23 protein-coding genes and 1 riboswitch are annotated in these 23,306 nt (G+C 73.0%); of the genes, 14 read left to right on the top strand and 9 right to left on the bottom strand.

Features of this window, described 5'->3' with window-relative positions; all coding sequences use genetic code 11:
* Positions 1–138 precede the first annotated feature (138 nt).
* The gene (locus Cco03nite_RS14100) at positions 139–903 is read right to left on the bottom strand and encodes an SDR family NAD(P)-dependent oxidoreductase (RefSeq protein ID WP_203692518.1); all 765 of its coding nucleotides are present in this window, start codon (positions 901–903) and stop codon (positions 139–141) included.
* A 23-nt stretch (positions 904–926) separates the two neighbouring features.
* On the opposite strand from Cco03nite_RS14100, the gene Cco03nite_RS14095 reads away from it, so the two are divergent.
* The 6 genes from Cco03nite_RS14095 to Cco03nite_RS14070 all read left to right on the top strand — a co-directional run bounded on the left by Cco03nite_RS14095 (position 927) and on the right by Cco03nite_RS14070 (position 6,122).
* Complete coding sequence (locus Cco03nite_RS14095) at positions 927–1,280, top strand: histidine triad nucleotide-binding protein (RefSeq protein ID WP_203692517.1); 354 nt, start codon at positions 927–929, stop codon at positions 1,278–1,280.
* Positions 1,281–1,290: 10 nt separating this feature from the next.
* Positions 1,291–2,664 (top strand): serine hydrolase domain-containing protein, encoded by a 1,374-nt coding sequence (locus Cco03nite_RS14090; RefSeq protein WP_203692516.1) that lies wholly within the window; start codon positions 1,291–1,293, stop codon positions 2,662–2,664.
* A gap of 142 nt (positions 2,665–2,806) precedes the next feature.
* Entirely contained in the window at positions 2,807–3,850 is a 1,044-nt protein-coding gene (locus Cco03nite_RS14085) for a PhoH family protein (RefSeq protein ID WP_203692515.1), read from the top strand.
* Positions 3,851–3,867: 17 nt separating this feature from the next.
* Positions 3,868–4,419, top strand: a complete 552-nt coding sequence (gene ybeY, locus Cco03nite_RS14080) for an rRNA maturation RNase YbeY (protein WP_203692514.1) — start codon at positions 3,868–3,870, stop codon at positions 4,417–4,419.
* 40 nt (positions 4,420–4,459) lie between these two features.
* Positions 4,460–5,776: a hemolysin family protein gene (locus Cco03nite_RS14075; protein WP_203692513.1), complete on the top strand. Its 1,317-nt coding sequence runs from the start codon at positions 4,460–4,462 to the stop codon at positions 5,774–5,776.
* Positions 5,769–6,122 carry a cytidine deaminase-like protein gene (locus tag Cco03nite_RS14070; protein WP_203692512.1) on the top strand — a complete coding sequence of 118 codons (354 nt, stop codon included), beginning with the start codon at positions 5,769–5,771 and terminating at the stop codon, positions 6,120–6,122. The genes Cco03nite_RS14075 and Cco03nite_RS14070 overlap by 8 nt, the downstream gene beginning before the upstream one ends.
* A 63-nt stretch (positions 6,123–6,185) precedes the next feature.
* On the opposite strand, the gene Cco03nite_RS14065 is transcribed toward Cco03nite_RS14070, so the two are convergent.
* From Cco03nite_RS14065 to Cco03nite_RS14055, 3 genes are read right to left on the bottom strand one after another with little or no spacing between them, the layout of a single operon-like run.
* Positions 6,186–6,995 carry a sugar phosphate isomerase/epimerase family protein gene (locus Cco03nite_RS14065; RefSeq protein ID WP_203692511.1) on the bottom strand — a complete coding sequence of 270 codons (810 nt, stop codon included), beginning with the start codon at positions 6,993–6,995 and terminating at the stop codon, positions 6,186–6,188.
* Positions 6,992–8,113 carry a dihydrodipicolinate synthase family protein gene (locus tag Cco03nite_RS14060; protein ID WP_203692510.1) on the bottom strand — a complete coding sequence of 374 codons (1,122 nt, stop codon included), beginning with the start codon at positions 8,111–8,113 and terminating at the stop codon, positions 6,992–6,994. Before Cco03nite_RS14060 ends, Cco03nite_RS14065 begins: the two co-directional genes overlap by 4 nt.
* The gene (locus Cco03nite_RS14055; RefSeq protein WP_203692509.1) at positions 8,110–9,255 is read right to left on the bottom strand and encodes a Gfo/Idh/MocA family protein; all 1,146 of its coding nucleotides are present in this window, start codon (positions 9,253–9,255) and stop codon (positions 8,110–8,112) included. Before Cco03nite_RS14055 ends, Cco03nite_RS14060 begins: the two co-directional genes overlap by 4 nt.
* Before the next feature lie 133 nt (positions 9,256–9,388).
* Here Cco03nite_RS14055 and Cco03nite_RS14050 point away from each other — a divergent pair, with 133 nt between their 5' ends.
* Together Cco03nite_RS14050 and Cco03nite_RS14045 are read left to right on the top strand one after the other, a co-directional pair.
* On the top strand, positions 9,389–10,414 hold the full coding sequence (locus tag Cco03nite_RS14050) for a LacI family DNA-binding transcriptional regulator (protein WP_203692508.1): 1,026 nt from the start codon (positions 9,389–9,391) through the stop codon (positions 10,412–10,414).
* A gap of 93 nt (positions 10,415–10,507) precedes the next feature.
* Positions 10,508–11,794 carry a hypothetical protein gene (locus tag Cco03nite_RS14045; protein ID WP_203692507.1) on the top strand — a complete coding sequence of 429 codons (1,287 nt, stop codon included), beginning with the start codon at positions 10,508–10,510 and terminating at the stop codon, positions 11,792–11,794.
* An 86-nt stretch (positions 11,795–11,880) separates the two neighbouring features.
* Here the strand turns inward: Cco03nite_RS14045 and Cco03nite_RS14040 are convergent, their stop codons facing one another.
* Together Cco03nite_RS14040 and Cco03nite_RS14035 are read right to left on the bottom strand one after the other, a co-directional pair.
* Complete coding sequence (locus tag Cco03nite_RS14040; RefSeq protein ID WP_239167362.1) at positions 11,881–13,059, bottom strand: delta-60 repeat domain-containing protein; 1,179 nt, start codon at positions 13,057–13,059, stop codon at positions 11,881–11,883.
* Positions 13,060–13,414: 355 nt separating this feature from the next.
* A complete protein-coding gene (locus Cco03nite_RS14035; RefSeq protein WP_203692505.1) occupies positions 13,415–14,248 on the bottom strand; it encodes a phosphoribosylaminoimidazolesuccinocarboxamide synthase in 834 nt (277 codons plus the stop codon).
* A gap of 111 nt (positions 14,249–14,359) precedes the next feature.
* On the opposite strand from Cco03nite_RS14035, the gene Cco03nite_RS14030 reads away from it, so the two are divergent.
* The 4 genes from Cco03nite_RS14030 to Cco03nite_RS14015 all read left to right on the top strand — a co-directional run bounded on the left by Cco03nite_RS14030 (position 14,360) and on the right by Cco03nite_RS14015 (position 18,206).
* Positions 14,360–15,565: an XRE family transcriptional regulator gene (locus Cco03nite_RS14030; protein WP_203692504.1), complete on the top strand. Its 1,206-nt coding sequence runs from the start codon at positions 14,360–14,362 to the stop codon at positions 15,563–15,565.
* Positions 15,566–15,580: 15 nt separating this feature from the next.
* Positions 15,581–16,468 (top strand): GTPase Era, encoded by an 888-nt coding sequence (era, locus tag Cco03nite_RS14025; protein WP_203692503.1) that lies wholly within the window; start codon positions 15,581–15,583, stop codon positions 16,466–16,468.
* Positions 16,469–16,583: 115 nt separating this feature from the next.
* The gene (gene recO, locus Cco03nite_RS14020) at positions 16,584–17,339 is read left to right on the top strand and encodes a DNA repair protein RecO (RefSeq protein ID WP_203692502.1); all 756 of its coding nucleotides are present in this window, start codon (positions 16,584–16,586) and stop codon (positions 17,337–17,339) included.
* 54 nt (positions 17,340–17,393) lie between these two features.
* Entirely contained in the window at positions 17,394–18,206 is an 813-nt protein-coding gene (locus Cco03nite_RS14015) for an isoprenyl transferase (protein WP_203692501.1), read from the top strand.
* Between the two features lie 103 nt (positions 18,207–18,309).
* Here the strand turns inward: Cco03nite_RS14015 and Cco03nite_RS14010 are convergent, their stop codons facing one another.
* Genes Cco03nite_RS14010 through Cco03nite_RS14000 form a run of 3 tightly spaced genes read right to left on the bottom strand, consistent with a single transcriptional unit; the run spans position 18,310 to position 21,063 of the window.
* Positions 18,310–19,083, bottom strand: coding sequence for an energy-coupling factor transporter transmembrane component T family protein (locus Cco03nite_RS14010; protein ID WP_203692568.1), 774 nt, complete (start codon positions 19,081–19,083; stop codon positions 18,310–18,312).
* Between the two features lie 55 nt (positions 19,084–19,138).
* Positions 19,139–20,479 carry an ABC transporter ATP-binding protein gene (locus tag Cco03nite_RS14005; protein ID WP_203692500.1) on the bottom strand — a complete coding sequence of 447 codons (1,341 nt, stop codon included), beginning with the start codon at positions 20,477–20,479 and terminating at the stop codon, positions 19,139–19,141.
* A complete protein-coding gene (locus tag Cco03nite_RS14000; RefSeq protein ID WP_203692499.1) occupies positions 20,479–21,063 on the bottom strand; it encodes an ECF transporter S component in 585 nt (194 codons plus the stop codon). The genes Cco03nite_RS14005 and Cco03nite_RS14000 overlap by 1 nt, the downstream gene beginning before the upstream one ends.
* 98 nt (positions 21,064–21,161) lie before the next feature.
* Positions 21,162–21,266, bottom strand: a riboswitch (TPP riboswitch).
* A 110-nt stretch (positions 21,267–21,376) separates the two neighbouring features.
* Here Cco03nite_RS14000 and Cco03nite_RS13995 point away from each other — a divergent pair.
* Together Cco03nite_RS13995 and Cco03nite_RS13990 are read left to right on the top strand one after the other, a co-directional pair.
* On the top strand, positions 21,377–22,396 hold the full coding sequence (locus Cco03nite_RS13995) for a permease (protein WP_373314235.1): 1,020 nt from the start codon (positions 21,377–21,379) through the stop codon (positions 22,394–22,396).
* The gene (locus Cco03nite_RS13990; RefSeq protein WP_203692498.1) at positions 22,393–23,166 is read left to right on the top strand and encodes a TIGR03943 family putative permease subunit; all 774 of its coding nucleotides are present in this window, start codon (positions 22,393–22,395) and stop codon (positions 23,164–23,166) included. Before Cco03nite_RS13995 ends, Cco03nite_RS13990 begins: the two co-directional genes overlap by 4 nt.
* Positions 23,167–23,306: the final 140 nt, after the last annotated feature.

The raw sequence follows: 23,306 nt of genomic DNA, 5'->3' as shown, positions 1-23,306 counted from the left end.
ACAGCCGCGTCCGGCCACCGCCATGACCTGAGCGCCGCGGCGCGTCCGCCATGATCGCTCGACTTGCCAGGCACCTGTGTGAAAGCGAGCTCAAGATACACACGCCTGCCGGGCAAGTCGGATGATCTTGGTGGCCGGTCAGCGGAGGTGGGAGGCGCCGTTGAGGTCGAGGACGGCGCCGGAGGCCCATTCGGCGGCGGGGTCGGCCAGCCAGAGGACGGCGGCGGCGATCTCCTCGGGGCGGGCGACCCGGCCGAACGGGCTCTGGGCGGCGTGCTCGGCGCCGCGGGGGACCTTGTAGGCGGCGTTGGTCGCGTCCTCCTGGACGTACCCGGGGGCGACGGTGGCGACGCCGATGCGGTACGGGGCCAGCGCGACGGCCAGGGACTGGCCCATGGCGTGCAGGCCGGCCTTGGCCGCGCCGTACGCGGGCTGGCCGGGTTCGCCGCGGTAGGCCCCGCGGGAGCCGACGTTGATCACGCGGGCGGGCGGGGAGCCCGGCGGGCGGTGCAGCATGTGCCGGACCGCGCAGTAGGTGACGTTCGCCGGGCCGGTCAGGTTCACCGCGAGCGTGCGCGCCCACAGCTCCTGCCATTCCGCGTAGGTGACCCCGGTGATCGGGTGCGGGTACGCCTGCCCGGCGTTGTTGACCAGCACGTCGAGCCCGCCCAGCGCCTCGGCGGCGGCGTCGACCATGGTGGCGACGGCGGCCGGGTCGGCGAGGTCCGCGCGTACCACCGCATGCCCTTGACCGGGCAGCTCGGCCCGCAGCGACTCGGCGAGGTCGGCGGAGTCGCGGTGGTGGATCGCGACGCGGTCGCCGCGGGCGGCGAACGCGGCGGCCACGGCCCGGCCGACGCCACGCGACGCCCCGGTCACCAGCACCGCTCGTGAATCGGACATGGATGGAGCCTACGATCTGTCTCGTGACCGTTGCCGACTGCCTGTTCTGCCGCATCGTGGTGGGGGAGATCCCCGCGACGGTGGTCGCCGAGACCGAGCGCACCCTCGCCTTCCGGGACATCGCGCCGAAGGCCCCCACCCACGTGCTGGTGATCCCGAAGGAGCACTACGCCGACGTCGCGACGCTGGCCGTGGGCGATGCCGTGCTGGCCGGCGAGGTGCTGGCCACCGTCGCCGACGTGGCCGCCGCCGAGGGGCTGGACGGCACGGGCTTCCGGGTGATCTTCAATACGGGCGCGTCGGTGGGGCAGACCGTGTTCCACGCCCACGCGCACGTGCTCGGCGGCGTCGACATGGACGGCGATCTCACCGGGTAGTCTCGCCGCCGTGGCAGACCTGAACCGCACTCTCGAACGCCTGGTCCGCGCCGTACAGGCCGAGGCCCGGGTGCCCGCCCTCAGCGTGGCGCTGCGACGCGACGACCGTCCGCTGTGGACCTTCCAGGTGGGCGGGTCCGGCAACCCCGGCGCGCCGCTGGATGCCGACACCCCGTTCCGGATCGGGTCGATCACGAAGACCTTCACCGCGGTGCTGGTGCTGCAGTGCCGCGACGCGGGCCTGCTGGACCTGGACGACCCGCTGGGCGCGCACCTCAAGGTGCCCGCGCACGGCGGGCTGACCATCCGGCGGCTGCTGTCGCACACCGCGGGCCTGCAGCGTGAGCCGGTCGGCGACGTGTGGGACACGCTGAGCCCGCCGGACCTGCCGGGCCTGCTCGACGACCTGGCCCGCACCGAGGCGATCCACCCGCCGGCGCGCCGCTTCCACTACTCGAACCTGGGCTTCGCGCTGCTGGGCCACCTGGCCGCGCGGAGGCTCGGCGGCGACTGGTGGGACCTGGTCGAGGAGCGCGTCTGCCGCCCGCTGAACCTGTCCGCCACCACGTACGGCGCGCCCGCGCACGCCGCGACGGGTTACCTGGTCGACGAGTACTCCGACCATGCCCGGCCCGAGCCGCCGACCGACTTCGGCGCGGTGAGCCCGGCCGCGCAGCTGTGGAGCACCGCGGCCGACCAGGCCCGCTGGGCGGCGTTCCTGACCGACCCGGCGTCGGTGGACCCGGACGGCGCGGTGCTGGCCGCGGACACCCTCGCCGAGGCGCGCTGGCCGCTCACGCCGCGCAACGAGACGCTGTGGGGCTCGGGCGTCGGCCTGGGCCTGATGCTGTGGCCCCGCGAGGGCCGCGTGCTGCACGTCGGCCACAACGGCGCGATGCCGGGCTTCCTTGCCGCGGCGTGCGGCCGGCATGGCGGCCCCGGCAATCCCGGGGGTATGGCCGCGGCCGTGCTGGCCTCCTCCGGCACCGCCTCGGCGATCCTCGACCTGCCGCACCGGCTGATCGAGGAGGCGCTGGCCGCCGACCCGGTCGACGTCGCGCCGTGGACCCCGGGCGAGCCCGCGCCCGTGCACCTGCGCGGCGTGCTGGGCCGCTGGTGGGGCGAGGGCTACGAGTACGTGTTCCGCTGGGAGGGCGGCGTGCTGACCGGCCGCGGCGCGGACGACCCGGCCGACGCGCCCCCGGCCGTCTTCGCGGCGCTGCCCGGCGAGCCGGACGTGCTGCGTACCGTGTCGGGCCGGGAGGTGGGCGAGCGCCTGCGGCTGACCCGCGACGCGGCCGGCGAGGTGGTCCGGATGCACTGGGCGACCTACCGCTTCACCCGGCGCCAGGAGACCTTCGACGGCGTATGGGTGAGCCAATGAACCCGAGTCCGGATTCGGGCACGCCGTCATAACCACTGGCGGCGATGGTGGGATCGGTGACTACGATGGGACCAAGCGGGCGGCGACCTAGCCGGTCCGGTGAGTGCGGAGAGCGGGTGGCGGAAGGCCGGTCGGCCGACTTATGAGCGTTGGTTCTTCTTCGAACGCGGTGCAAACCAAGATCACCGTGTCCGACCCGAGTGTCATGGTCCAGCTGCTGGGCACCGGCGACCGCGTGCTCAAGCTCGTAGAGAAGGCCCTGTCCAGCGACATCCTGGTGCGGGGCAACGAGATCACCATCACCGGCCCGGCGGCCGAGAACGCGCTTGCCGAGCGCGTCTTCGGTGAGCTGCTGGAACTTATCGAGAAGGGCGAGACGCTGACCGAGGACGCCGTCCGACGCACCGTCGGCATGCTGACCGATGAGGGCACCACCGAACGGCCTGCCGAGGTGCTGACCCTCAACATCCTCTCCCGCCGCGGGCGCACCATCCGCCCCAAGACGCTGGGTCAGAAGAAGTACGTGGACGCGATCGACGCGAACACGATCGTCTTCGGCATCGGCCCGGCGGGCACCGGCAAGACCTACCTGGCCATGGCCAAGGCGGTTCAGGCACTGCAGGCCAAGCAGGTCACCCGGATCATCCTGACCCGGCCGGCGGTCGAGGCGGGCGAGCGGCTGGGCTTCCTGCCCGGCACGCTCAACGAGAAGATCGACCCGTACCTGCGCCCGCTCTACGACGCGCTGCACGACATGATGGACCCCGAGTCGATCCCGCGCCTGATGACGCAGGGCACGATCGAGGTGGCTCCGCTGGCGTACATGCGCGGCCGGACGCTCAACGACGCCTTCATCATCCTGGACGAGGCCCAGAACACCACGCCCGAGCAGATGAAGATGTTCCTGACCCGGCTCGGCTTCAACTCCAAGGTCGTGGTGACCGGCGACGTGACGCAGGTCGACCTGCCCGGTGACCAGCGCAGCGGCCTGCGGGTCGTGCAGGAGATCCTGGACGGCCTGGAGGACGTGCACTTCTCCCGGCTCACCAGCGCCGACGTGGTGCGGCACCGGCTGGTCGGCGAGATCGTCGACGCATACGAGAAGTGGGACAACGACCAGCAGCGTGAGACGCTGCCGGCGAACGTCCACTCCGTGCCGCGCCGCGGTGCGGGGCGACGTCGCTGACGATTAGGGATTGAAGAGTGTCTATCGAGATCGCCAACGAGTCCGGAATCGACGTCGACGCGGACAACATCGTCGCCGTCGCCCGGCACGCCCTGGTCCAGATGGGGGTCAACCCGCTCGCCGAGCTGTCGGTGCTGCTGGTCGACTCCGACTACATGGCGGAGCTGAACCACCGCTGGATGGACAAGGACGGCCCCACGGACGTGCTGGCCTTCCCGATGGACGAGGACACCATCGACCACGGCCCGTCGGAGTCCTCCGGCGGGCAGCCGTCGCTGCTCGGCGACATCGTGCTCTGCCCGGAGGTGGCCGCGGCGCAGGCGCTGCGGTACGGCTCCGCCGACCCGCGCATGCGCACCGGTGATAGCGTGCCGGATGCGCCCGCCCCCGGGCTGCACGGTGACTACAGCACCGCGGACGAGCTGAGCATGCTCACCATCCACGGCGTGCTGCATCTGCTCGGCTACGACCACGCCGAGCCGGAGGAGGAGCGGGAGATGTTCGCCCTGCAGGGCAAACTCCTGGACAGCTGGCAGGCTCGGGCAGCGGGCGGGGCGAGCGGATCATGAATCCTGCCCATACCGTCCCGACTCTTGGCGGGGCAGTGCGGTGACCGAGCTGGGCGGCCTGCCCGACGCGCCGCTGCTCTGGTCCGCGGCCGGTCTGGTGGTGCTGGCGGGGCTGTTCGCGATGACCGAATCGGCCCTCGCCGTGATCTCTCCCGCCCGCGCGGCGGAACTGAACCGGGAAGGCCTACGCGGCGCGGCGGCGCTGCAGGCGGTGGCGGCCGACGCGGTACGTCACATCAACCTGCTCCTGCTGCTGCGGCTGCTGTGCGAGCTGACCGCCACCACACTGGTGGCCCTGGTCGCCGTGGACACGTTCGGGCCCGGCTGGACGGCCGCGCTGGTCACCGCCGGCGCGATGAGCGTGATCAGCTTCGTGGTGGTGGGCGTGGCCCCGCGCACGATCGGCCGTCAGCACGCGTACGAGGTGGGCCGCTACACCGCGCCCGTGCTCCGCTGGCTCGGCCGGGTGCTCGGCCCGCTGGCCAGCCTGCTGATCATCATTGGTAACGCGGTCACCCCGGGCAAGGGCTTCCGCGAGGGCCCGTTCGCCAGCACCCAGGTGGAGCTGCGGGAACTGGTCGACCTCGCCGAGCAGCGCGGCGTCGTGGAGCACGGCGAGCGCGAGATGATCCACTCCGTGTTCGCGCTGGGCGACACCATCGCCCGCGAGGTCATGGTGCCGCGCACCGAGATGGTCTGGGTGGAGTCGACCAAGACCGCCGAGCAGGCGCTCGCGCTGGCCCTGCGCTCCGGCTTCTCCCGGGTGCCGGTCATCGGCGAGTCCGTCGACGACGTGCTCGGCGTGGTGTACCTCAAGGACATGGCCCGCCAGGTGCAGGAGGGCGGCGCGGCGACGCCGGTCGAGCACCTGATGCGGGTCGCGGCGTTCGTGCCCGAGTTCAAGCCCGTCGACGACCTGCTGTCGGAGATGCAGGCCGCCCGCACCCACCTCGCCATCGTCATCGACGAGTACGGCGGCACCGCCGGCCTGATCACCATCGAGGACATCCTCGAGGAGATCGTCGGCGAGATCACCGACGAGTACGACGTCGAGCGGCCCCCGGTCGAGCGGCTGGCGGACGGCGCGGTGCGGGTGACCGGGCGGCTGCCCATCGAGGACCTCGGCGAGCTGTTCGACGTCGAGCTGCCCGCCGACGAGGTGGAGACCGTCGCCGGCCTGCTCGCCCAGGCGCTGGGCCGGGTGCCGATCCCCGGCGCGCGGGTGTCCGTGGGCGGGCTGACCCTGGTCGCCGAGGGCACCACCGGTCGGCGCAACCACATCGACACGGTGCTGGTGACCCGCGAGGAGCCGGCCGACGAGACGACCCCCTCCGAAAGGCACATGGCAGATGTCTGACGTCACCCTCGAATCCGTCTCGGCCGAGGACCGCAAGCTGCTCACCATGGCCCGCTCGGCCCGCGCCCGGATCGGCGCGATCGAGGGCGCGGCGGTGCGTGACGGCGACGGGCGCACGTACACCGGCGTGAGCATCAACCTGCCGTCGTTCTCGGTGTCGGCGCTGCGGCTCGCGGTGGCCTCCGCGGTGGCCGCGGGCGCGAGCACGTTGGAGGCGGCCCTGGTGGTCACCGAGGCGTCGAAGGTCGACGGCCAGGACCTGGCCGCGGTCCGCGACGTCACGACCGGCATCCCGGTCTACCTCGCCACCCCCGACGGCAGTATCGCCGCCGCAGGCACCGCCTGACAGACGTCAGGGAAGGGCGCCTTCTACAACGCATGGCGATGTGAAGGCGCCCTTCCTCTGTTCTCAGACGGGGCCGAGGTGGGTGAGGTGGCGGTCCACCACCGTCTTCACCGTTTCGGCGGGGTCGGTGTCCCAGATCGTCTGGTTGAAGATCTCGACCTCGACGTGGCCGGTGTAGCCGGCGCGGCGGACCGCGTCGGTGATCGGGGCGAAGTCGATGTGGCCGTCGCCGACGTGGCCCCGGCCGAGCAGCATGTCGGCGGGCAGCGGGACGACCCAGTCGCAGACCTGGTACGCCGATATGCGGCCCTCGGCCCGGCTGATCTGGCCGAACAGCTCCGGGTCCCACCACACGTGGTAGGTGTCGACCACGACGCCGACCTCGTGCGGGGCGAACGCCTCGGCCAGGTCCAGGGCCTGGCCGAGGGTGGACACCACCGCCCGGTCGGCGCAGAACATCGGGTGCAGCGGCTCGATCGCCAGGCGTACGCCGTGGCCGCTCGCATACGGCACGAGCTGTTCCAGGGCCCGGGCCACGTTGGCGCGGGCCGCGGGCAGATCCTTCGAACCCTCGGCCAGCCCGCCGACGACCAGCACGAGTTCGGGCGTGCCGAGCTCGGCCGCCTCCTCGATGGCGCGCCGGTTGTCTTCCAGCGACCCCGCCGAGCCGGTGGTGACGAAGCCGCCCCGGCACAGGCTGGTGACGGTCAGCCCGTACTCGTCGAGCAGCCGCCGGGCGGCCTTCGCCCCGCCCGCCGTCTCGACCACGTCCCGCCACGGGCCGATGCCGGTGATGCCGTTCTCGGCGCACAGCCGGGCGGCCTGGGCCAGGGTCGCCTTCTTGATGGTGGCGGTGTTCAGCGACAGCCTCATGCCGCGCCGTCCAGGTAGCGCGCGAGCCGGTCGGCGGCCAGATCGGGATCGTCGAGCACGCCCGCCTCCCCCGCCAGGCGGTGCAGCTCCAGCAGGTGGTCCCGGGAGCGCGAGTGCTCCTGCCCGCCCACCATGACGAAGCGGTCCTGGTGGCCGTTGAGCCAGGCCAGGAACACGATGCCGGTCTTGTAGTGGTAGGTCGGCGTGCCGAAGATGTGCTTGGCCAGCGGCACGGTCGGGTCGAGGACCGCGCGGAACCCGGCGGTGTCGCCCGCGTCCAGCAGCTCCAGGGCCTTCGCGGCGGGGACCGCGATGGCGTCGAAGATGCCCAGCAGGGCGTCCGAGTAACCGACGTCGTCACCTGCGATCAGCTGCGGGTAGTTGAAGTCGTCGCCGGTGTAGAGGCGTACGCCCTCGGGCAGCCGCCGCCGGATCGCGACCTCGCGGGCCTCGTCGAGCAGCGACACCTTGATGCCGTCGATCTTGGAGGCGTTGGCGTGGATCAGCTCCAGCGCGCTCTCGGTCGCCGCGTCCAGGTCGGCCGCGCCCCAGTAGCCGGCCAGCGCCGGGTCGAACATGTCGCCCAGCCAGTGCAGGATCACCGGCTGCTCGGCCTGCGCCAGCAGCTTGCCGTAGACGGCGTGGTAGTCGGCCGGACCCGTGGCGGCCGCGGCCAGCGCCCGCGACGCCATCAGGATGACCTTCGCGCCCGACTCCTGCACCACGTCGAGCTGCTCGGCGTACGCCGCCTCGATCGCGGCCAGGCTGTGCGCGCCGGGCGCGAGCTGGTCGGTGCCCGCGCCGCAGGCCAGCCGCCCACCGACGGACCTGGCCTCCGCGCCGCTGCGGCGGATCAGCTCCGTGGTGGCGGCCCAGTCCAGGCCCATGCCACGCTGCGCGGTGTCCATCGCGTCGGCGATGCCCAGCCCCAGCGACCACAGGTGGTGCCGGAACCGCATGGTGGCGTCCCAGTCGACGACCGCGGGGCGGCCCGCACCGTTGTCGGCGGCCGGGTCGGCCACGACGTGCGCCGCCGCGTAGAAGACCCGGCTGCGCGGGGCGGCCTTGCCCGGGCGGCCGTGCCCGGTGGCGTCGGGTTCGGTCGCGGGCGTGTTCACAGGTCACCGACCAGGATCTTGCGGCCCTCGCGGGCCGACTGCAGGCCCAGCTCGGCCAGCTGCACGCCGCGGGCGCCCGCGTAGAGGTCGTGGCCGTACGGCGCGTCGGCGACCACGTACGCCAGGAACTCCTCCCACTGCCGCTTGAAGCCGTTGTCGTACACGTCGTTCTCCGGCAGCTCGGTCCACTGGTCGCGGAAGTCGTGGCTGACCGGCAGGTCCGGGTTCCACACCGGCTTCGGGGTGGTGGCCCGGTGCTGGACGCGGCAGTTGCGCAGGCCCGCCACGGCGCTGCCCTCGGTGCCGTCGACGTGGAACGTCACCAGCTCGGTGCGGTCCACCCGGGTGGTCCAGGAACTGTTGACGGAGGCGACGATGCCGCCCTCCAGCTCCAGCACGGCGTACGCGGCGTCGTCGGCGGTGGCCGGGTAGGCGTCGCCCTGCTCGTCCCAGCGCTGCGGGATGTGTGTGGCCATCTGCGCGTAGACCGAGCGCACCGGGGCGATCACGTGGTCGAGCACGTACCGCCAGTGCGGGAACATGTCCAGGATGATGCCGCCGCCGTCCTCGGACCGGTAGTTCCAGCTCGGCCGCTGCGCGGCCTGCCAGTCGCCCTCGAACACCCAGTAGCCGAACTCGACGCGCACCGACAGGATGCGGCCGAAGAAGCCCGACTCGACCAGGCGGCGCAACTTCAGCAGACCGGGCAGGTAGAGCTTGTCGGCGACCACGCCGTGCTTGATGCCCGCGGCCCGCGCCTCGTCGGCCAGCGCGACGGCGTCGGCCAGCGACTCGGCGGTCGGCTTCTCGGTGTAGATGTGCTTGCCCGCGGCGATGGCCTGGCGCAGCGCGGCGACGCGAGCGGTGGTCACCTGCGCGTCGAAGTAGATCTCGTTGCTGTCGTCGGCCAGGGCCGCGGCCAGGTCGGTGGTGTAGCGGGTGAGCCCGTGCTGTTCGGCGAGCTGCTCCAGCTTCGCGGCGTTGCGGCCGACGAGCACCGGCTCCGGCCACACCACCGTGCCGTCGGCGAGGGTGAGGCCCCCCTGCTCGCGGATGGCCAGGATGGACCGCACCAGGTGCTGGCGGTAGCCCATTCGGCCGGTGACACCGTTCATGACGATGCCGACAGTTCTGCGGTCCATGCTCGTACCTCTCGTCTGGCAGGTCGTGATGCGAGCACGACCTGTCGGGATCGGGGAGGCCGCGTCTCGGAGGAGCTGCGGCGAGGGCGGGGGTGGAAAGCGCTTTCCGCCTGCGAGGCGGTACCCTACGCCCATGCCTCGAACCTCGTCAACCAGAGCGCCCGGCGGCGCCGTCACGCTGCAGCAGGTCGCCACGGCGGCCGGTGTCTCGCTGGCCACCGCGTCCCGGGTGCTGCACGGCAGCGGCGGCCGCAGGGTGGCCGAGGCGCTCGCCGAACGGGTCACCACCGCGGCCGCCGAGCTGCGCTACGTCGCGCACGCCCCGGCGCAGTCGCTGGCCCGCTCCCGCAGCACGGTCGTCGGGGTGCTGGTGCACGACATCGCCGACCCGTACTTCGCCGCGATCGCGGCCGGCGCGATGGACGTGGCCCGCGAGCACGACCTGATGGTGCTGGTGGCGAACACCTTCCGCGACCCCGGGCTGGAGCGCGACTACCTGGCCCGGCTGCGCGCGCAGCGGGCCCGCGCGGTGCTGCTGGCCGGTTCGGCGTTCGTCGGCGAGCCGTTCGCCGAGGAGGTGGCGGCGTTCACGGAGTCGGGCGGCCGGGTGGCCGCGATCGGCGCGCACGGCGCCGGCATCGACACCGTCGAACCCGACCAGTACGGCGGTGGCCGCCTCGTCGCCGAGCACCTGGTCGGCCTGGGGCACCGCGAGATCGGGGTGGTCACCGGTCCGGCCGGCCTGGCCACGGTCGCCCAGCGGCTGGCCGGTTTCACCTCCGTGGTGACCGGGCCGGCGCTGGTCCACGCCGACTTCACCCGCGAGGGCGGCCGTGCCGCGACCCACGAGCTGCTGCGCGACCACCCTGGGCTGACCGCGATCTTCGCGCTGAACGACCTGATGGCGGCGGGCGCGCTGGCCGCCCTGCGCGAGCTGGGCCGCCCCGTGCCGGAGCAGATCTCCGTGGCGGGTTTCGACGACCTGCCGGTCGCCACCGACCTCACCCCGGCGCTGACCACGGTGCGGCTGGAGCTGGCCGACATCGGCGCGCGGGCCATGCGGCTGCTGCTCGACGACGAGCCGGGCGGGCGGCTCGTGCCCGCCCCCGCTGAGCTGGTGGTACGTGACAGCACCGGGCGGGCCAGCACGCTGCACTGATCTCCCATTTTTCCCAAAAAACCTGATTAGTCCGGTTTGAGGCAAATCGCGGTGGGTAGTCCCTGGGCTGCGTCGAGCTCAGTGGAGGTATGCATGCGACGTCTCAACTTCCGACTCATCCGGCCCGGACACCGGCCACTCGCCGCCTGCGGGATGGCGGTGCTGACCTTCGGGATGGCGCTGGTGTTCGCGGGGACCGACCTCGGCGGGCAGCCCGCGAAGGCGTGGGCGAACGCGCCCGTCGACATCCTGCCGGAAAGCCTCGGCTTCACCGCGGCGGCGTTCGAGAACCACGTCTGCGACCCGGCCTTCGGCGGCGGGCCGCTGTCCGGTCAGGACGTCTGGGTGTTCAAACTGCCCGGTGACCACGCCAAGACCGGCGACTTCGTCAGCGTCACCGCCACGTTCAGCACCCCCGAGGGCACCGAGGCCAGCGCGGTCGTGCCCGCCGAGGGCGGCGGCATCGTGCTGCGGGCGAACACCAGCAAGGCCTGGATGGCGGTGCCGGAGGGCTGGACCCTCACCGGCGCGAAGGCCGAGATCACCGGCACCGCGCCGCTGTTCGTGCTGGCCCGCACCTGCCCGGCCGAGGGCACGGTCCTGCCGCCGGTCGCGCCGGACCCGTCCGGTTCGCCCGCGCCGGATCCGTCCGCGTCGGCCGACCCGGACCCGTCCACCCCGCCGTCCGGCGAGCCTTCGCCGGACCCGTCCGCTTCGGTGGACCCCGGCGCGGCCAGCCCCGGGCCGTCGGCGTCGCCCGATCCGGACCCGTCGGGCACCGCCGCGCCGGACCCGTCCGATGCACCTTCGGCGGCTCCCTCCGGCGCGCCGTCCGACGGACCTTCCGTGGCCCCGGAGCCTTCGGGCCCGCCGTCGGCGGAGGCCAAGCCGGCCAAGGGCACGGGACTGCGGGTCAAGGCCCTGACGCCGACGGTGGAACCCTCCACCGACCCGGTGGAGCCGCCGATCACGGACCCCACGGCCGTGCCGTCGCCGTCGGCGGAGCCGATCGTGGACCCGTCCGCGCCGCCGGTGGACCCCTTCGAGCCCATCGTGGAGCCGTCGGCGGGCCCGGTGGAGCCGCCGATCGTCGACCCGACGGCCGTGCCGTCGCCGTCGGCGGAGCCGATCGTGGACCCGACCGCGCCGCCCGCCGATCCCATCGTGGACCCGTCGGCGCCGCCGGTGGACCCCATCGTGGACCCGTCCGCGCCGCCGGTCGAGCCGATCGTGGACCCCTCCGCTCCGCCGGTCGAGCCCTCGGCTGAGCCGGAGCCGCCGGTCGGCCCGGGGCACCGGCCGCGTCCCGCCGAGCCCGGTCCGTCCTTCGTGAGCGCCCTGATCGGCCTCTGGGATGACATCGCCAACGCATTCCGCTGAGGTCGTACGGCACTGAGGTGCGCGAACTCGGGGCCCGTGCCCGCCGACCCACGCGGCGGACACGGGCCCCGTCCCGTCGGGCCGGGTCAGGCGGGCGCGGGCAGCGCCGGGTACGGGAACAGGCCGACGCGGGCGTGGTACTCCCGGGCCAGCTCGTCGGTGTCGGAGCCGACCAGCAGGCCCTGCGGGCAGGTCACGAAGGCTCGTACGCCCTGGCCGCGGCTGCGGGTGGGGTTCCAGTCCAGGGCCCGGCCGGTCACCGGGTCGAGCGCGGCGATGCCGGGCCGGTCCACCGCGCCGGGGCCCTTCGTCTTCTGCCCGTACGTGTTGTCCTGCCAGAGCTGGTGCCCGCCGACGTACACCGCCGGGCCGGTGGCCGCCACGGCGTAGAGCGAGTGGCCGCCGGTGTGGTTGATCCAGGTCGGGACGTGCTCGCCGCCGCCGGCGGTCTCGAACCGCGCGGCCGTGGTGCAGGGCAGGTCCGGCCCGGAGTCGTGGCCGGTGGTGACCACCACGAAGTAGGAGCCGTCGGGCGAGTGGTCGATGCCGCGCACGTAGCTGTCGAAGCGGGCGTCGCAGCGGTCGACGCCGTAGAAGGCGGTGGACCAGTCGCTGACCACGGCCCGCGGGCCGGTCACGTCCAGGCTGACCAGCTGCTGGCGGTCCAGGCCCTGCACCCGGGAGAAGTTCCCGATCACGACGAGCCGGGCGCCGTCCGGGGACAGGCTCATCGCCTCCGCACGCGGATAGTTCTCGACGGCTTCGGCCAGGCCCGCGTCGAAGCCCTCGTCGAGCCGGCCGGACAGCGCGTCGACGCGGGCCAGCCCGGCGCGGGGCACGCCGCTGACGGAGCGGTAGTAGCCGCCGACGTACAGCTCGCCGCCGGACACGGCCAGGGTACGCACGTCGCCGTCGACCGGCGCGTAGAAGCTGCGGTGCAGCCGGCCGGTGGCCAGGTCGAGGCGGGCCAGCGAGCGGCGGTGCCGGCCGTTGACCTTGGTGAAGTCGCCGCCCACCAGCAGGCTGCCGTCGGGGCCCTCGGCCAGCGCGTAGACCGGCCCGTCCAGCTCCGGGCTGAAGTCGGTGATCTGGCCGTCGGACAGGCGGAACGCCATCAGGTGGCGGCGGTTCACCGGCGCCTGGCGGCGGGCGTCGGCGGTGCTGGTGAAGTCGCCGCCCACCACGACGGTGTCGCCGATCAGGGCCATCGCCCAGACCTGCCCGTCGGTGACGTGCGGGGTCCAGTCCACCGGGTCCGCGGACACGACCTGCGGTATCGGCGGCCCCACGCCCGCATCGGCACCGGCCGTAGCGGGTGCCGGCACGCCGAGCAAGACAGATGACATGACAAGCGACACGCCGAACAGAGAACGCATGTATCTATGATCGGTGTGATATGGCGCTAATGTGAAGAAATGCGACAAAAAACGGAAACCCGTTCGGGTTCACACCTCGCGTAGCAGGTCGGCGCCCAGGATCTTGCCGGCCAGCGCCGGTTCCGTGGTCATCAGCGGCACCCGCAGCACCGCCGCGAGCAGGCAGGCATGGGACATGCCGAGCGTGTCAGGACCGGCGGCGCGCCGGGCAGTTGCGGAGCCGGGCAGCCCGGCGGCCGTCGGCTCAGGACCAGGCCAGGCCCGTCAGCCGCTCGTACGCCTCGATGTAGCGGGCCCGGGTGGCCGCGATGATGTCCTCGGGCACCTCGGGTGCGGGCGGCGTCTTGTCCCAGCCGGTGCCGACCGCCCAGTCCCGCACGAACTGCTTGTCGAAACTCGGCTGCACCCGGCCGGGGGCGTACCCGTCGGCGGGCCAGAACCGCGAGGAGTCGGGGGTGAGCACCTCGTCGCCCAGCATCAGCGTGCCGTCGGCCGCCCAGCCCAGCTCGATCTTCGTGTCGGCCAGGATGATGCCCCGTTCGGCGGCGATGTCCCGCCCCCGGGCGTACACGGCCAGCGTGATCTCGCGCAGCCGCTCGGCGGTGTCCGCGCCGACCTTGTCGGCCACCTCGGCGTACGACATCGGCATGTCCTTCTCGCCGACCGGAGCCTTGGTGGACGGGGTGAACACCGGCTCGTCCAGCCGCGACGCCTCGGTCAGCCCCGCCGGCAGCACGACCCCGGACACCGAGCCGCCCGCCTGGTACTCCTTGAGCCCGCCGCCGGTCAGGTAACCGCGCGCCACGCACTCCACCGGCACCATGCTCAGCGAGCGGCAGCGCACCGCCCGCCCGGCGAACTCGGCGGGCACGTCGTCGCCGGAGATGACGTGGTTCGGCACGATGTCCTTGAGCTGCTCGAACCACCACAGCGAGAGCTGGGTGAGCACCCGGCCCTTGTCCGGCACCGGCGTCGGCAGGATGACGTCGTAGACCGAGAGCCGGTCCGACGCCACCAGAACGATGTCCTCGCCGTCGCGGTAGACGTCCCTGACCTTGCCCGAGTGCAGCAGCTCCACGGGGATCACCGTACCGGAGCCGGGGTGCCCGGCAGCGACCCCGGGGGCGGGGTGTGTCAACCGTCCTGACGGCCGTTGCGATTATCGCGACCCCTCATTACGGTGATGGCCATGGATGAAGGCGTGATCGACCGCGTCCGTTCGGTGATCACCCGCGTGTCGCCGAGCCAGGCCGCCTTCAGTGAGCTGGTCGGCATCAGCGCCGACAAGCTGTCCAAGTCGCTCAACGCGGTGCGCCGCTTCACCTCGCTGGAACTGGCCCTCATCGCCGACGCCGGCGACGTCAGCGTGGACTGGCTGCTCACCGGCCGCACCCGTGAACCCGCCCTGCCCGGGGCGGAGCCGAACGCCGGTGACGAGATCCGCGCCCTGGTCGACCGCTACGCCACGGCGTACGAGCGGCTGCGCCTGCTCGGCCGCCGCCCGGCCCTGCCGACTCTGCCCGAGCCGCCCGCGGGGCCGCCCGCCGCGGCGGGCCGCGCCTTGGCGGAACAGGCCGTCGCCGCGGTACGCGACGCCGGGGTGCCGAGCCTGGGCACGCTGTCCACCGCCGGCCTCGCGGCCGTCGTCGAGCAGGTCTTCGCGGTGGACGTCGCGGTCACTCCGCTGCCCGGTGGCGCGGACGCGCTGGCCTGGCAGTCCGCGCACGGCCGGCTGGTGCTGACCGACCTCACGAGCCAGTTCACCCGGCAGCGCTTCGCGATCGCGCACGCGCTCGGCCACGTGCTGGCCGGGGACGCCGTGCAGCCACTGCTCGACCAGCACCTCGCGCCCGGCCGGCAGCGCGCGGTGCTGGAGCAGCGGGCCGACGCCTTCGCCACCGCGTTCCTCATGCCCACGGCCGAGCTGCGCGCGGCGGCCGCGCGGCCGGTCACCGACCCCGCGTGCGCCGAGCAGCGGACTCCGGCCCCGACCGCCGAGCCGGCGCAGCCGTGGGCCCTGGTCACCGACGCCGCGTTCGCCGAGCTGGTCGGCGCGTTCGGCGTCTCGGCCGGGGCGATGGCCGCCCGGCTGCGCGGGCTCGGGCTGCTCGACGCCGCCCGCGCGGCCGAGCTGAGCCTGTGGACGGCGGCCCGCTGCCAGCACGGCCCCGCCGGGCGGTCGGCCCTGCTGGCCCGGCTCGGCGCGGCGCAGGCGCCGCGGCAGCCCGCCCGGCTGGTCGGCGAGCTGTTCGGGGCGTACGCCGACGGTGCGACGACCCTGGTCCCGCTGGCCGACCTGCTGCAGACCCCGGTCGACGAGCTGTTCGCCGCGCTCGTGGCCGAGCAGCCCGCCGGCCGCCGGGGGTACGCCGATGAGCCTGCCTTCCTGCCCTGACGGTAGGTTGAGCAGGTGGCGGATAACTCATACCGTGCCGGGTTCGCCTGCTTTGTCGGGCGGCCGAACGCGGGCAAGTCGACTCTGACGAACGCGATCGTCGGGCAGAAGATCGCGATCACGTCGAACAAACCGCAGACCACGCGGCACGTCATCCGCGCCGTGCTGCACCGCCCCGAAGCGCAGCTGGTGCTGGTGGACACCCCCGGGCTGCACCGCCCGCGCACCCTGCTGGGCGAGCGCCTCAACGACCTGGTCCGGGCGACCTGGAGCGAGGTCGACGTGATCGGCCTGTGCATTCCCGCCAACGAGCCCGTCGGCAAGGGCGACACCTTCATCGCCGGGGAGATCGCCGGGCTCAAGGCGACGGTCGTCGCCGTGGTCACCAAGACCGACCTGGTGGACAAGAAGACCCTGGCCGAGCAGCTGCTCGCGGTCAACGCGCTCGGCGAGTTCGCCGACGTGGTGCCGGTCAGCGCGGTCGCCAACTCCCAGCTCGACACGCTGGTCGACGTGATGGTCGGGCACCTGCCGAAGTCGCCACAGCTCTACCCGGACAGCATGCTCACCGACGAGCCCGAGCACGTGCTGATCGCCGAGATGATCCGCGAAGCGGCCCTGGAGGGCGTACGCGACGAGCTGCCGCACTCGATCGCCGTGCTGGTCGAGGAGATCATCCCCGAGGACGGCCTGACCAAGGTGTACGCCGACGTCTACGTCGAGCGGCAGAGCCAGAAGGCCATCATGATCGGTGCCCGCGGCTCCCGCCTCAAAGAAGTCGGCACCAAAGCCCGAGCCGACATCCAGGAACTCCTCGGCACCAAGATCTACCTAGACCTCCACGTCCGCGTAGCCAAAGACTGGCAACGCGACCCCCGCCAGCTCCGCCGCCTCGGCTTCTAGCCGCACCCTCCCGCGCAACTCTTAAGGAGTCGCGGCATCGGGGCGCGTCGATAGGCGCAAGTCTTCAAGTTGCGGCAGGGGGTGGGCGTCGGCGGGTGGCGGTAGGGTCGTCGGCATGCCGGGGATGCGCCGACCGCTTTATCGCGATGACGCGATCGTGTTGCGGGTGCAGAAGCTCGGTGAGGCCGATCGGATCGTGACGCTGCTGACGCGGCAGCACGGGCGGGTGCGCGCGGTCGCCAAGGGGGTACGCCGCACCACGTCGCGCTTCGGCGCGCGGCTGGAGCCGTTCGGGCACGTGGACGTGCAGTGCAGCGAGGGCAGCTCGCTGGACACCGTCACCCAGGTCGAGGGCCGCGACCTGTTCGGCCGCCGCTTCCTGACCGACTACCCGCGCTACACGGCGGCCAGCGCGATCGTGGAGCTGGCCGAGCGGCTGACCCCGGTCGAGCGGGAGCCCGCGCTGCGGCTCTACCAGCTCACCCTGGGCGCGCTGCGGGCGCTCGCGGAGGGATTGCGCCCCGGCCCGCTGGTGCTCGACGCGTACCTGCTGCGGGCCATGTCGCAGGCCGGCTGGGCCCCGGCGCTGCGGGACTGCGCGGTGTGCGGGGAGGCGGGGCCGCACCGGGCGTTCTCCGTACCCGCCGGTGGGGTCACCTGCCTGAACTGCCGCCCGCCCGGCGCCGCCCATCCCGACCCGGCCACCCTCGATCTGATGTCGGCCCTGCTGGAAGGGGACTGGCCGGCGGCGGAGAAGTCCGAGCCGCCGGTGCAGCGCGAGTGTGCGGGTTTCGTGGCGGCGCATTTGCAGTGGCACCTGGAGCGGCAGCTACGCTCTCTGCCGTTGGTTGATCGCCGGGAACCGGGCTGAGCGCCGGACCTGGCCGGATCGCCGGTGGCGACCGTGAACAGACAGGGGAGCGCCTTGATCAGAATCCGGCAGGCTCGGGAGCCGAAGGCGCCGACGCCGCACCCGTCCGGCGCGACCCCGCCCAAGCTGCCCGGTGAGGCGCTGCCCAAGCACATCGCCATCGTCATGGACGGCAACGGCCGCTGGGCCAAGGAGCGAGGGCTGCCCCGCACCGAGGGCCACAAGCGCGGCGAGTTCTCCCTGTTCGACACCATCGAGGGGGCGCTGGAGATCGGCGTGCCGTACCTGTCGGCGTACGCCTTCTCCACGGAGAACTGGAAGCGCTCGCCGGAGGAGGTCCGCTTCCTGATGGGCTTCAACCGCGACGTCATCCGCCGCCGCCGCGACATGCTCAACGACCTGGGCGTACGCATCGTGTGGTCGGGCCGGCGCGGGCGGCTGTGGAAGAGCGTCATCGACGAGCTGGAGACGGCCGAGCAGATGAGCCGCCACAACACCAAGCTCACCCTGCAGTTCTGCGTGAACTACGGCGGCCAGGCCGAGATCGCCGACGCGGCGGCCGCGATCGCCCGGGACGTGGCCGAGGGCCGCCTCAAGGCCGACAAGATCAACGAGAAGACGTTCGCGAAGTACCTCTACCACCCCGAGGTGCCGGACGTGGACCTGTTCCTGCGCCCGTCGGGCGAGCAGCGCACCAGCAACTACCTGATCTGGCAGTCCGCGTACGCCGAGCACGTCTACCTGGACACGCTGTGGCCCGACTTCGACCGCCGCCACCTCTGGTACGCCTGCGAGCTCTACGCCCAGCGCGACCGCCGCTTCGGCGGCGCCCTGCCCAACCCGGTCGCCCCACCCCCCGCCTCTTGATCGTCCGACTTGCCTGGCACCTGTGGGTATCCGCGTCCTTGATACGCACAGGTGCCAGGCAAGTCCGATGACCTTGCCCGCCCGGCGGGCGGCGCGGGCGCGGTCAGCGGTGGGCGATGAGCTGGATCGCCAGCGCGAGCAGCGCGCCGGCCGCGACCAGGAGCCAGTCTGCGATGCGCCACGGCATCGGGCGGGCCACGGAGCGGGGCAGGCCGGAGTCGAAACCGCGGGCGTCCATCGCCACGGCCAGCCGGGTGCCCCGCCGGATCGCCCCGACCAGCAGCCCGAACGCGGTGCTCGCGAACAGCCGCAGCCAGCGCAGCGGGTTGCGCCCGGCATCGATGCCGCGGGCCCGGCGGGCCATCGCGATCGTCTGCCACTCCGCGCCGAGCAGCCCGACCAGCCGGAACGCGGCCAGCGCGCCGATCGCGAACCGGGGCGAGACCCGGGCGTGCTGGATCAGCGAGTCGGCCAGGTCGGTCGGGTCGGTGGTGCTGAACACCAGGATGCTGGGCAGCGCGATGGCCAGCAGCCGCAGCGCCAGCGACAGCGCGTTGCCGAGCACCGTCGTCGTGATCACGACCGGCCCGAAGTCCACCAGCACGGTGCCGGACCGGTCCGCGGCGAACAGCGCCAGCGACAGCACCACGGTCGCCGCACCGAGCAGCGCGGGCCAGCCGCGCCGCAGCAGCCCCCACGGCGTGATCCCGAACAACGGCGCGACGGCGAACGTCACCACCAGCGCGAACCCGAGCGCCGCCACATCCCGGGTGAACAGCGCGGCGGTGGTGAACAGCGCCAACGCGACGATCTTCGCGACCGGCGCACGCCGCGCGAGCAGCGCGTCGCTGCGTTGCAGCGCGGTGGCGGCGGGCAGGGTCACGGCATGCTCCGTCCGGGCGCGCGGTCGAGCAGCATGGCGACGGTGGCGGTCATGAGTGCTGTCCCAGGTCGAGGGTGCGGTCGGCGAGGGCGCTGACGACGTCGGGGTCGTGGGTGACGGTGACGATGCCGTGGCCGTCGTCGCGCAGCGCGGCGAGCAGGTCGACCAGCTCGATCCAGGTACGCCGGTCCTGGCCGAAGGTGGGCTCGTCGAGGATCAGCAGCCGGGGACGGGCGGCCAGCGCGGTGGCCACCGACAGCCGCCGGGCCTCGCCGCCGGAGAGGGTGAACGGGTTCGCCCCGGCCAGGTGGTCCAGGCGCAGCCGGGTGAGCAGCTCGTCGACCCGGCCCGGGGCGGTGCCGCCCAGCGCCAGCTCGTCGCGCACGGTGGTGGTCACGAACTGCTGCTCCGGGTTCTGGAACACCGAGCCGATCCGGCCCGCCAGCGCTCGGGCCCGCCACCGGTGCGGCGGCCCGTCGGGGCTGCGTACCTCGCCCGCGGCCGGTTTGAGCAGGCCGCCGAGGGCCAGCGCGAGGGTGGACTTGCCGCACCCGTTGGGGCCGGTCACGGCGAGCGCCGCACCGGCGCGGACCGTAACGTCGGGGTAGGACAGGTGCCGTACCCGCAGGTCGTGGGCGGTGAGCAGGACGTCGCCGGGCGGGTTCGCGGCGTGGCGCGGGGGAGCGGGGTGGCCGGGCACCCAGACCCCGGCCGCGGCCAGCTCGGCGCCGAGTGGGCCGGCCAGCAGGCGCGGCGGCACGTCGTCGCGGACCCCGCCGCCGGGCTCCAGCACGACCACCCGGGTGACCAGGTCCAGCACCTCGGCGATGCGGTGCTCGATGAGCACGACGGTGGTGTCGGCGTCGACGGCGTCGCGCAGCGCCCGGCGGACCAGCGCGGCCCCGGCCGGGTCCAGATTGGCCGTGGGCTCGTCGAGCAGCAGCAGCTCAGGGCGCGGGGCCAGGGCCCCGGCCAGCACCAGGCGCTGCTGCTCACCGCCGGACAGGGCGTCGGTGGCCCGGTCGCGCTCGTAGCCGAAGCCGACCTCGCCCAGCACCTCGTCCACCCGGGGCCAGACCCGGGCGGGCGGCCAGGCCAGGTTCTCCAGGCCGAACGCCACCTCGTCGCCGGCTCGCGACATCACCAGCTGCGACTGCGGGTCCTGGAAGACGATGCCGACCCGCCCGGTGTCGACCTTGCACCCGCCCTCGGCTTCGCCGGAGTCCTCGGGGAGCAGCCCGGCCAGGGCGTGCAGCAGCGTGGACTTGCCCGCGCCCGAGGGGCCGAGCAGCAGCACCCGCTCGCCGCGCTCGATGCGCAGGTCGACCCCGCGCACCGCCCACGCGCGGCGGCCGGCGTGCCGCCACCCGTACCCCTCGAGCTCGATCATCAGACCAGGTCGCGGCTGCGGCCGGACGGGAACCGGTCCAGCACGCCGGTGCCGGCCAGGGACCTGGTCAGGTAATACCCGCCGACGCCCGCGAACAGCAGCGTGCTGGCCACGACGATGGCGACGTAGGCGACCTTCCAGTCGAACGTCCAGTCGCCGTAGTAGTAGTACAGGTCGAGCCCGGCCGCGGTGGCTCCCGCGAACGCGGCCGCGACCAGCGACTGACCGAGGTTCCAGCGGCGGTACGCGCCGAGCAGGAAGCCCAGCTCGCCGGCCGCGCCCTGGGCCAGGCCGTACCAGAGCACGCTGATGCCCCACGAGGTGCCGAGCAGCGCCGACACGATCGCGGCGACCAGCTCGGTGTAGATCGCCGCGCCCGGCTTGCGGATGATCAGCGGGGCGAGCACGGCGGGCAGCAGCCATACGCCGTAGATGGCGGCCGCGGCCGGCGGGAACGTCGAGCCGAAGATCGCCCCGGCCGGGCCGTTCCACAGCAGGCCCCAGGCCCAGAAGACGACGCCGAAGGCGACGGCGAGGATCGAGGCGACGACGATGTCGACCGTCCGCCAGCGATAGTTGTTCATGAATAACTCCTGGTCCGTTGAGGGTACGAACGAGGAGAAGTGCACACGCCGCGCCCGTGACATCCCTTTTCGGGGGTATCACGAAAGCAGGCGTGGCGGTGAGGTGTTGACCGAACTCCCTGCGCTGGCATTACCCAGATCAGGTTCGAGGGTCTGCGGCCGTTGCCGCACTCTCAGCGCTGTGCGCTCCCCTGTCGTTACTTGTTCATATGAGGCCGCTGGACAGCGGCGCTTGTGCCGGAAAGGCTAACACCGAACGCACGCCCGGTAACCTGTGCCGGTCGGCACACCCCCGATACCGCGAAGGATCCCCGTGACCTCCGTCGATCAACGCCCGCCCGCGACGCCCCCGTCGCCGCCTGCCGGGCGCGCCCCGCTGCTCGGCGGCCGGATCGGCTCCGTCGAGGTGCTGGCGGTGCTGCTCATCGCGCTGCTGATCTTCCGGGAGCCGATCGCGGCCGCGATCTCCACACCGCTGCTGCAGACCTGGACCACCGTGTTCGTCTCGGTGATGGTGCAGGCCATGCCGTTCCTGGTGTTCGGCGTCGCGCTGTCGGCGGTGATCGCGGTGTTCGTGCCGCGCTCGTTCTGGTCCAAGGCGCTGCCCAAGCACCCGGCCCTGGCGGTGCCGGTGGCGAGCTGCGCCGGGGTGGTGCTGCCCGGCTGCGAGTGCGGCTCGGTGCCGATCGCCGGTTCGCTGATCCGGCGCGGTGTCACGCCGGCCGCCGCGCTGGCGTTCCTGCTGGCCGCGCCCGCGATCAACCCGATCGTGCTGACCGCCACCGCGGTCGCCTTCCCGAACAACCCGGAGATGGTCGTCGCCCGCGGCGTCGCCAGCGTCATCGTGGCGACGGTGATGGGCTGGCTCTGGCTGCGCCTGGGCAAGCAGGAGTGGATCAGGCTGCCGCACCGGCCCGAGCTGGACGACCTGTCCCGCTGGCGGGCGTTCTGGGCGGCCTGCCGCCACGACATCGTGCACGCGGGCGGCTTCCTGGTGCTCGGCGCGATGGCCGCGGCCACCATCAACGTGCTGGTGCCCGAGTCGGTGCTGCAGGCCGTCGCCGACCAGCCCGTGCTGTCCGTGCTGGCGCTCGCGGCGCTGGCCGTGCTGCTGTCGATCTGCTCCGAGGCGGACGCGTTCGTCGCCGCGTCGCTGAGCCAGTTCTCGCTCACCGCGCGGCTGGCGTTCCTGGTCGTCGGCCCGATGGTCGACCTGAAGCTGATCTCCATGCAGGCCGGGGTGTTCGGCCGCCGCTTCGCGATGCGCTTCGCCCCGGCCACGTTCGTGATGGCGGTGCTGGTCGCCGCCGGAGTCGGGATGGTGCTGCTGTGAACCGTCAGGCCCAGGGCGTGGTCATGCTGCTGCTCGGCGGCGCGATCCTCAAGGCGAGCCTCACCGACATGTACCTGCGCTACGTCAAGGCGGGCCTGCAGCCGTTCCTGATCGGCGCGGGTGCGCTGCTGGTGGTCGCGGCCGTGATGACCCTCTGGTACGACCTCCGCCACGGCTCGGCGGTGGACACCGAGTGCGCCGACCACCCCGAGGCGACCCAGGGCGGCGTCGCCGACGGCGGTTCCGGCCACGACCACGGCCACGCGGGGCACCGCGAGCCGCGGGTCGGCTGGCTGCTCATCGCACCGGTGCTCGGCCTGCTGCTGGTGGCCCCGCCCGCGCTCGGCTCCTACGCGGCGGGCCAGGCGGGCAGCGCGCTGTCGGCGCAGCAGGTGTCCGACTTCCCGGCGCTGCCCGACGGGGACCCGGCCGAGATCAGCGTGCTGGACTACGCCACCCGGGCGATCTTCGACAAGGGACTGTCCATCGGCGAGCGCCGGGTCCGGGTCACCGGTTTCCTGTCCGACAACCCCGAGGGCGGGCAGCTGCTCACCCGCATGATCCTGTCCTGCTGCGCGGCCGACGCCCGCCCGATCAAGGTCGGCATGAACGGCAGCGTGCCCACGGGGCTGCCCGCCGACAGCTGGGTGGAGATCACCGGGACGTACACCGACCAGCAGGGCACCGACCCGGTCAACGGTGACAGCATCCCGTTCATCGAGGTGCTGGAGTGGCGGGCGGTCCAGGCTCCCGCGGAGCAGTACGAATAGCCACTGTCGGCCGGTTTGCCAACTGCTACCGCTCGGTAGTACTGCGGAGTAGCGTGATTTCAGGGCGCAAACCACCGAACACGGCTCGTCGCGGCGCGCTCATGAGGCGGCCCCGGCGACCCCGCGTTCGACCGGACGAC

This window comes from Catellatospora coxensis (assembly GCF_016862635.1).
GTDB classification, from domain to species: domain Bacteria; phylum Actinomycetota; class Actinomycetes; order Mycobacteriales; family Micromonosporaceae; genus Catellatospora; species Catellatospora coxensis.
The sequence above is the reverse complement of the archived record's forward strand: the minus strand, read 5'-3'. Positions and strand labels throughout refer to the sequence as shown.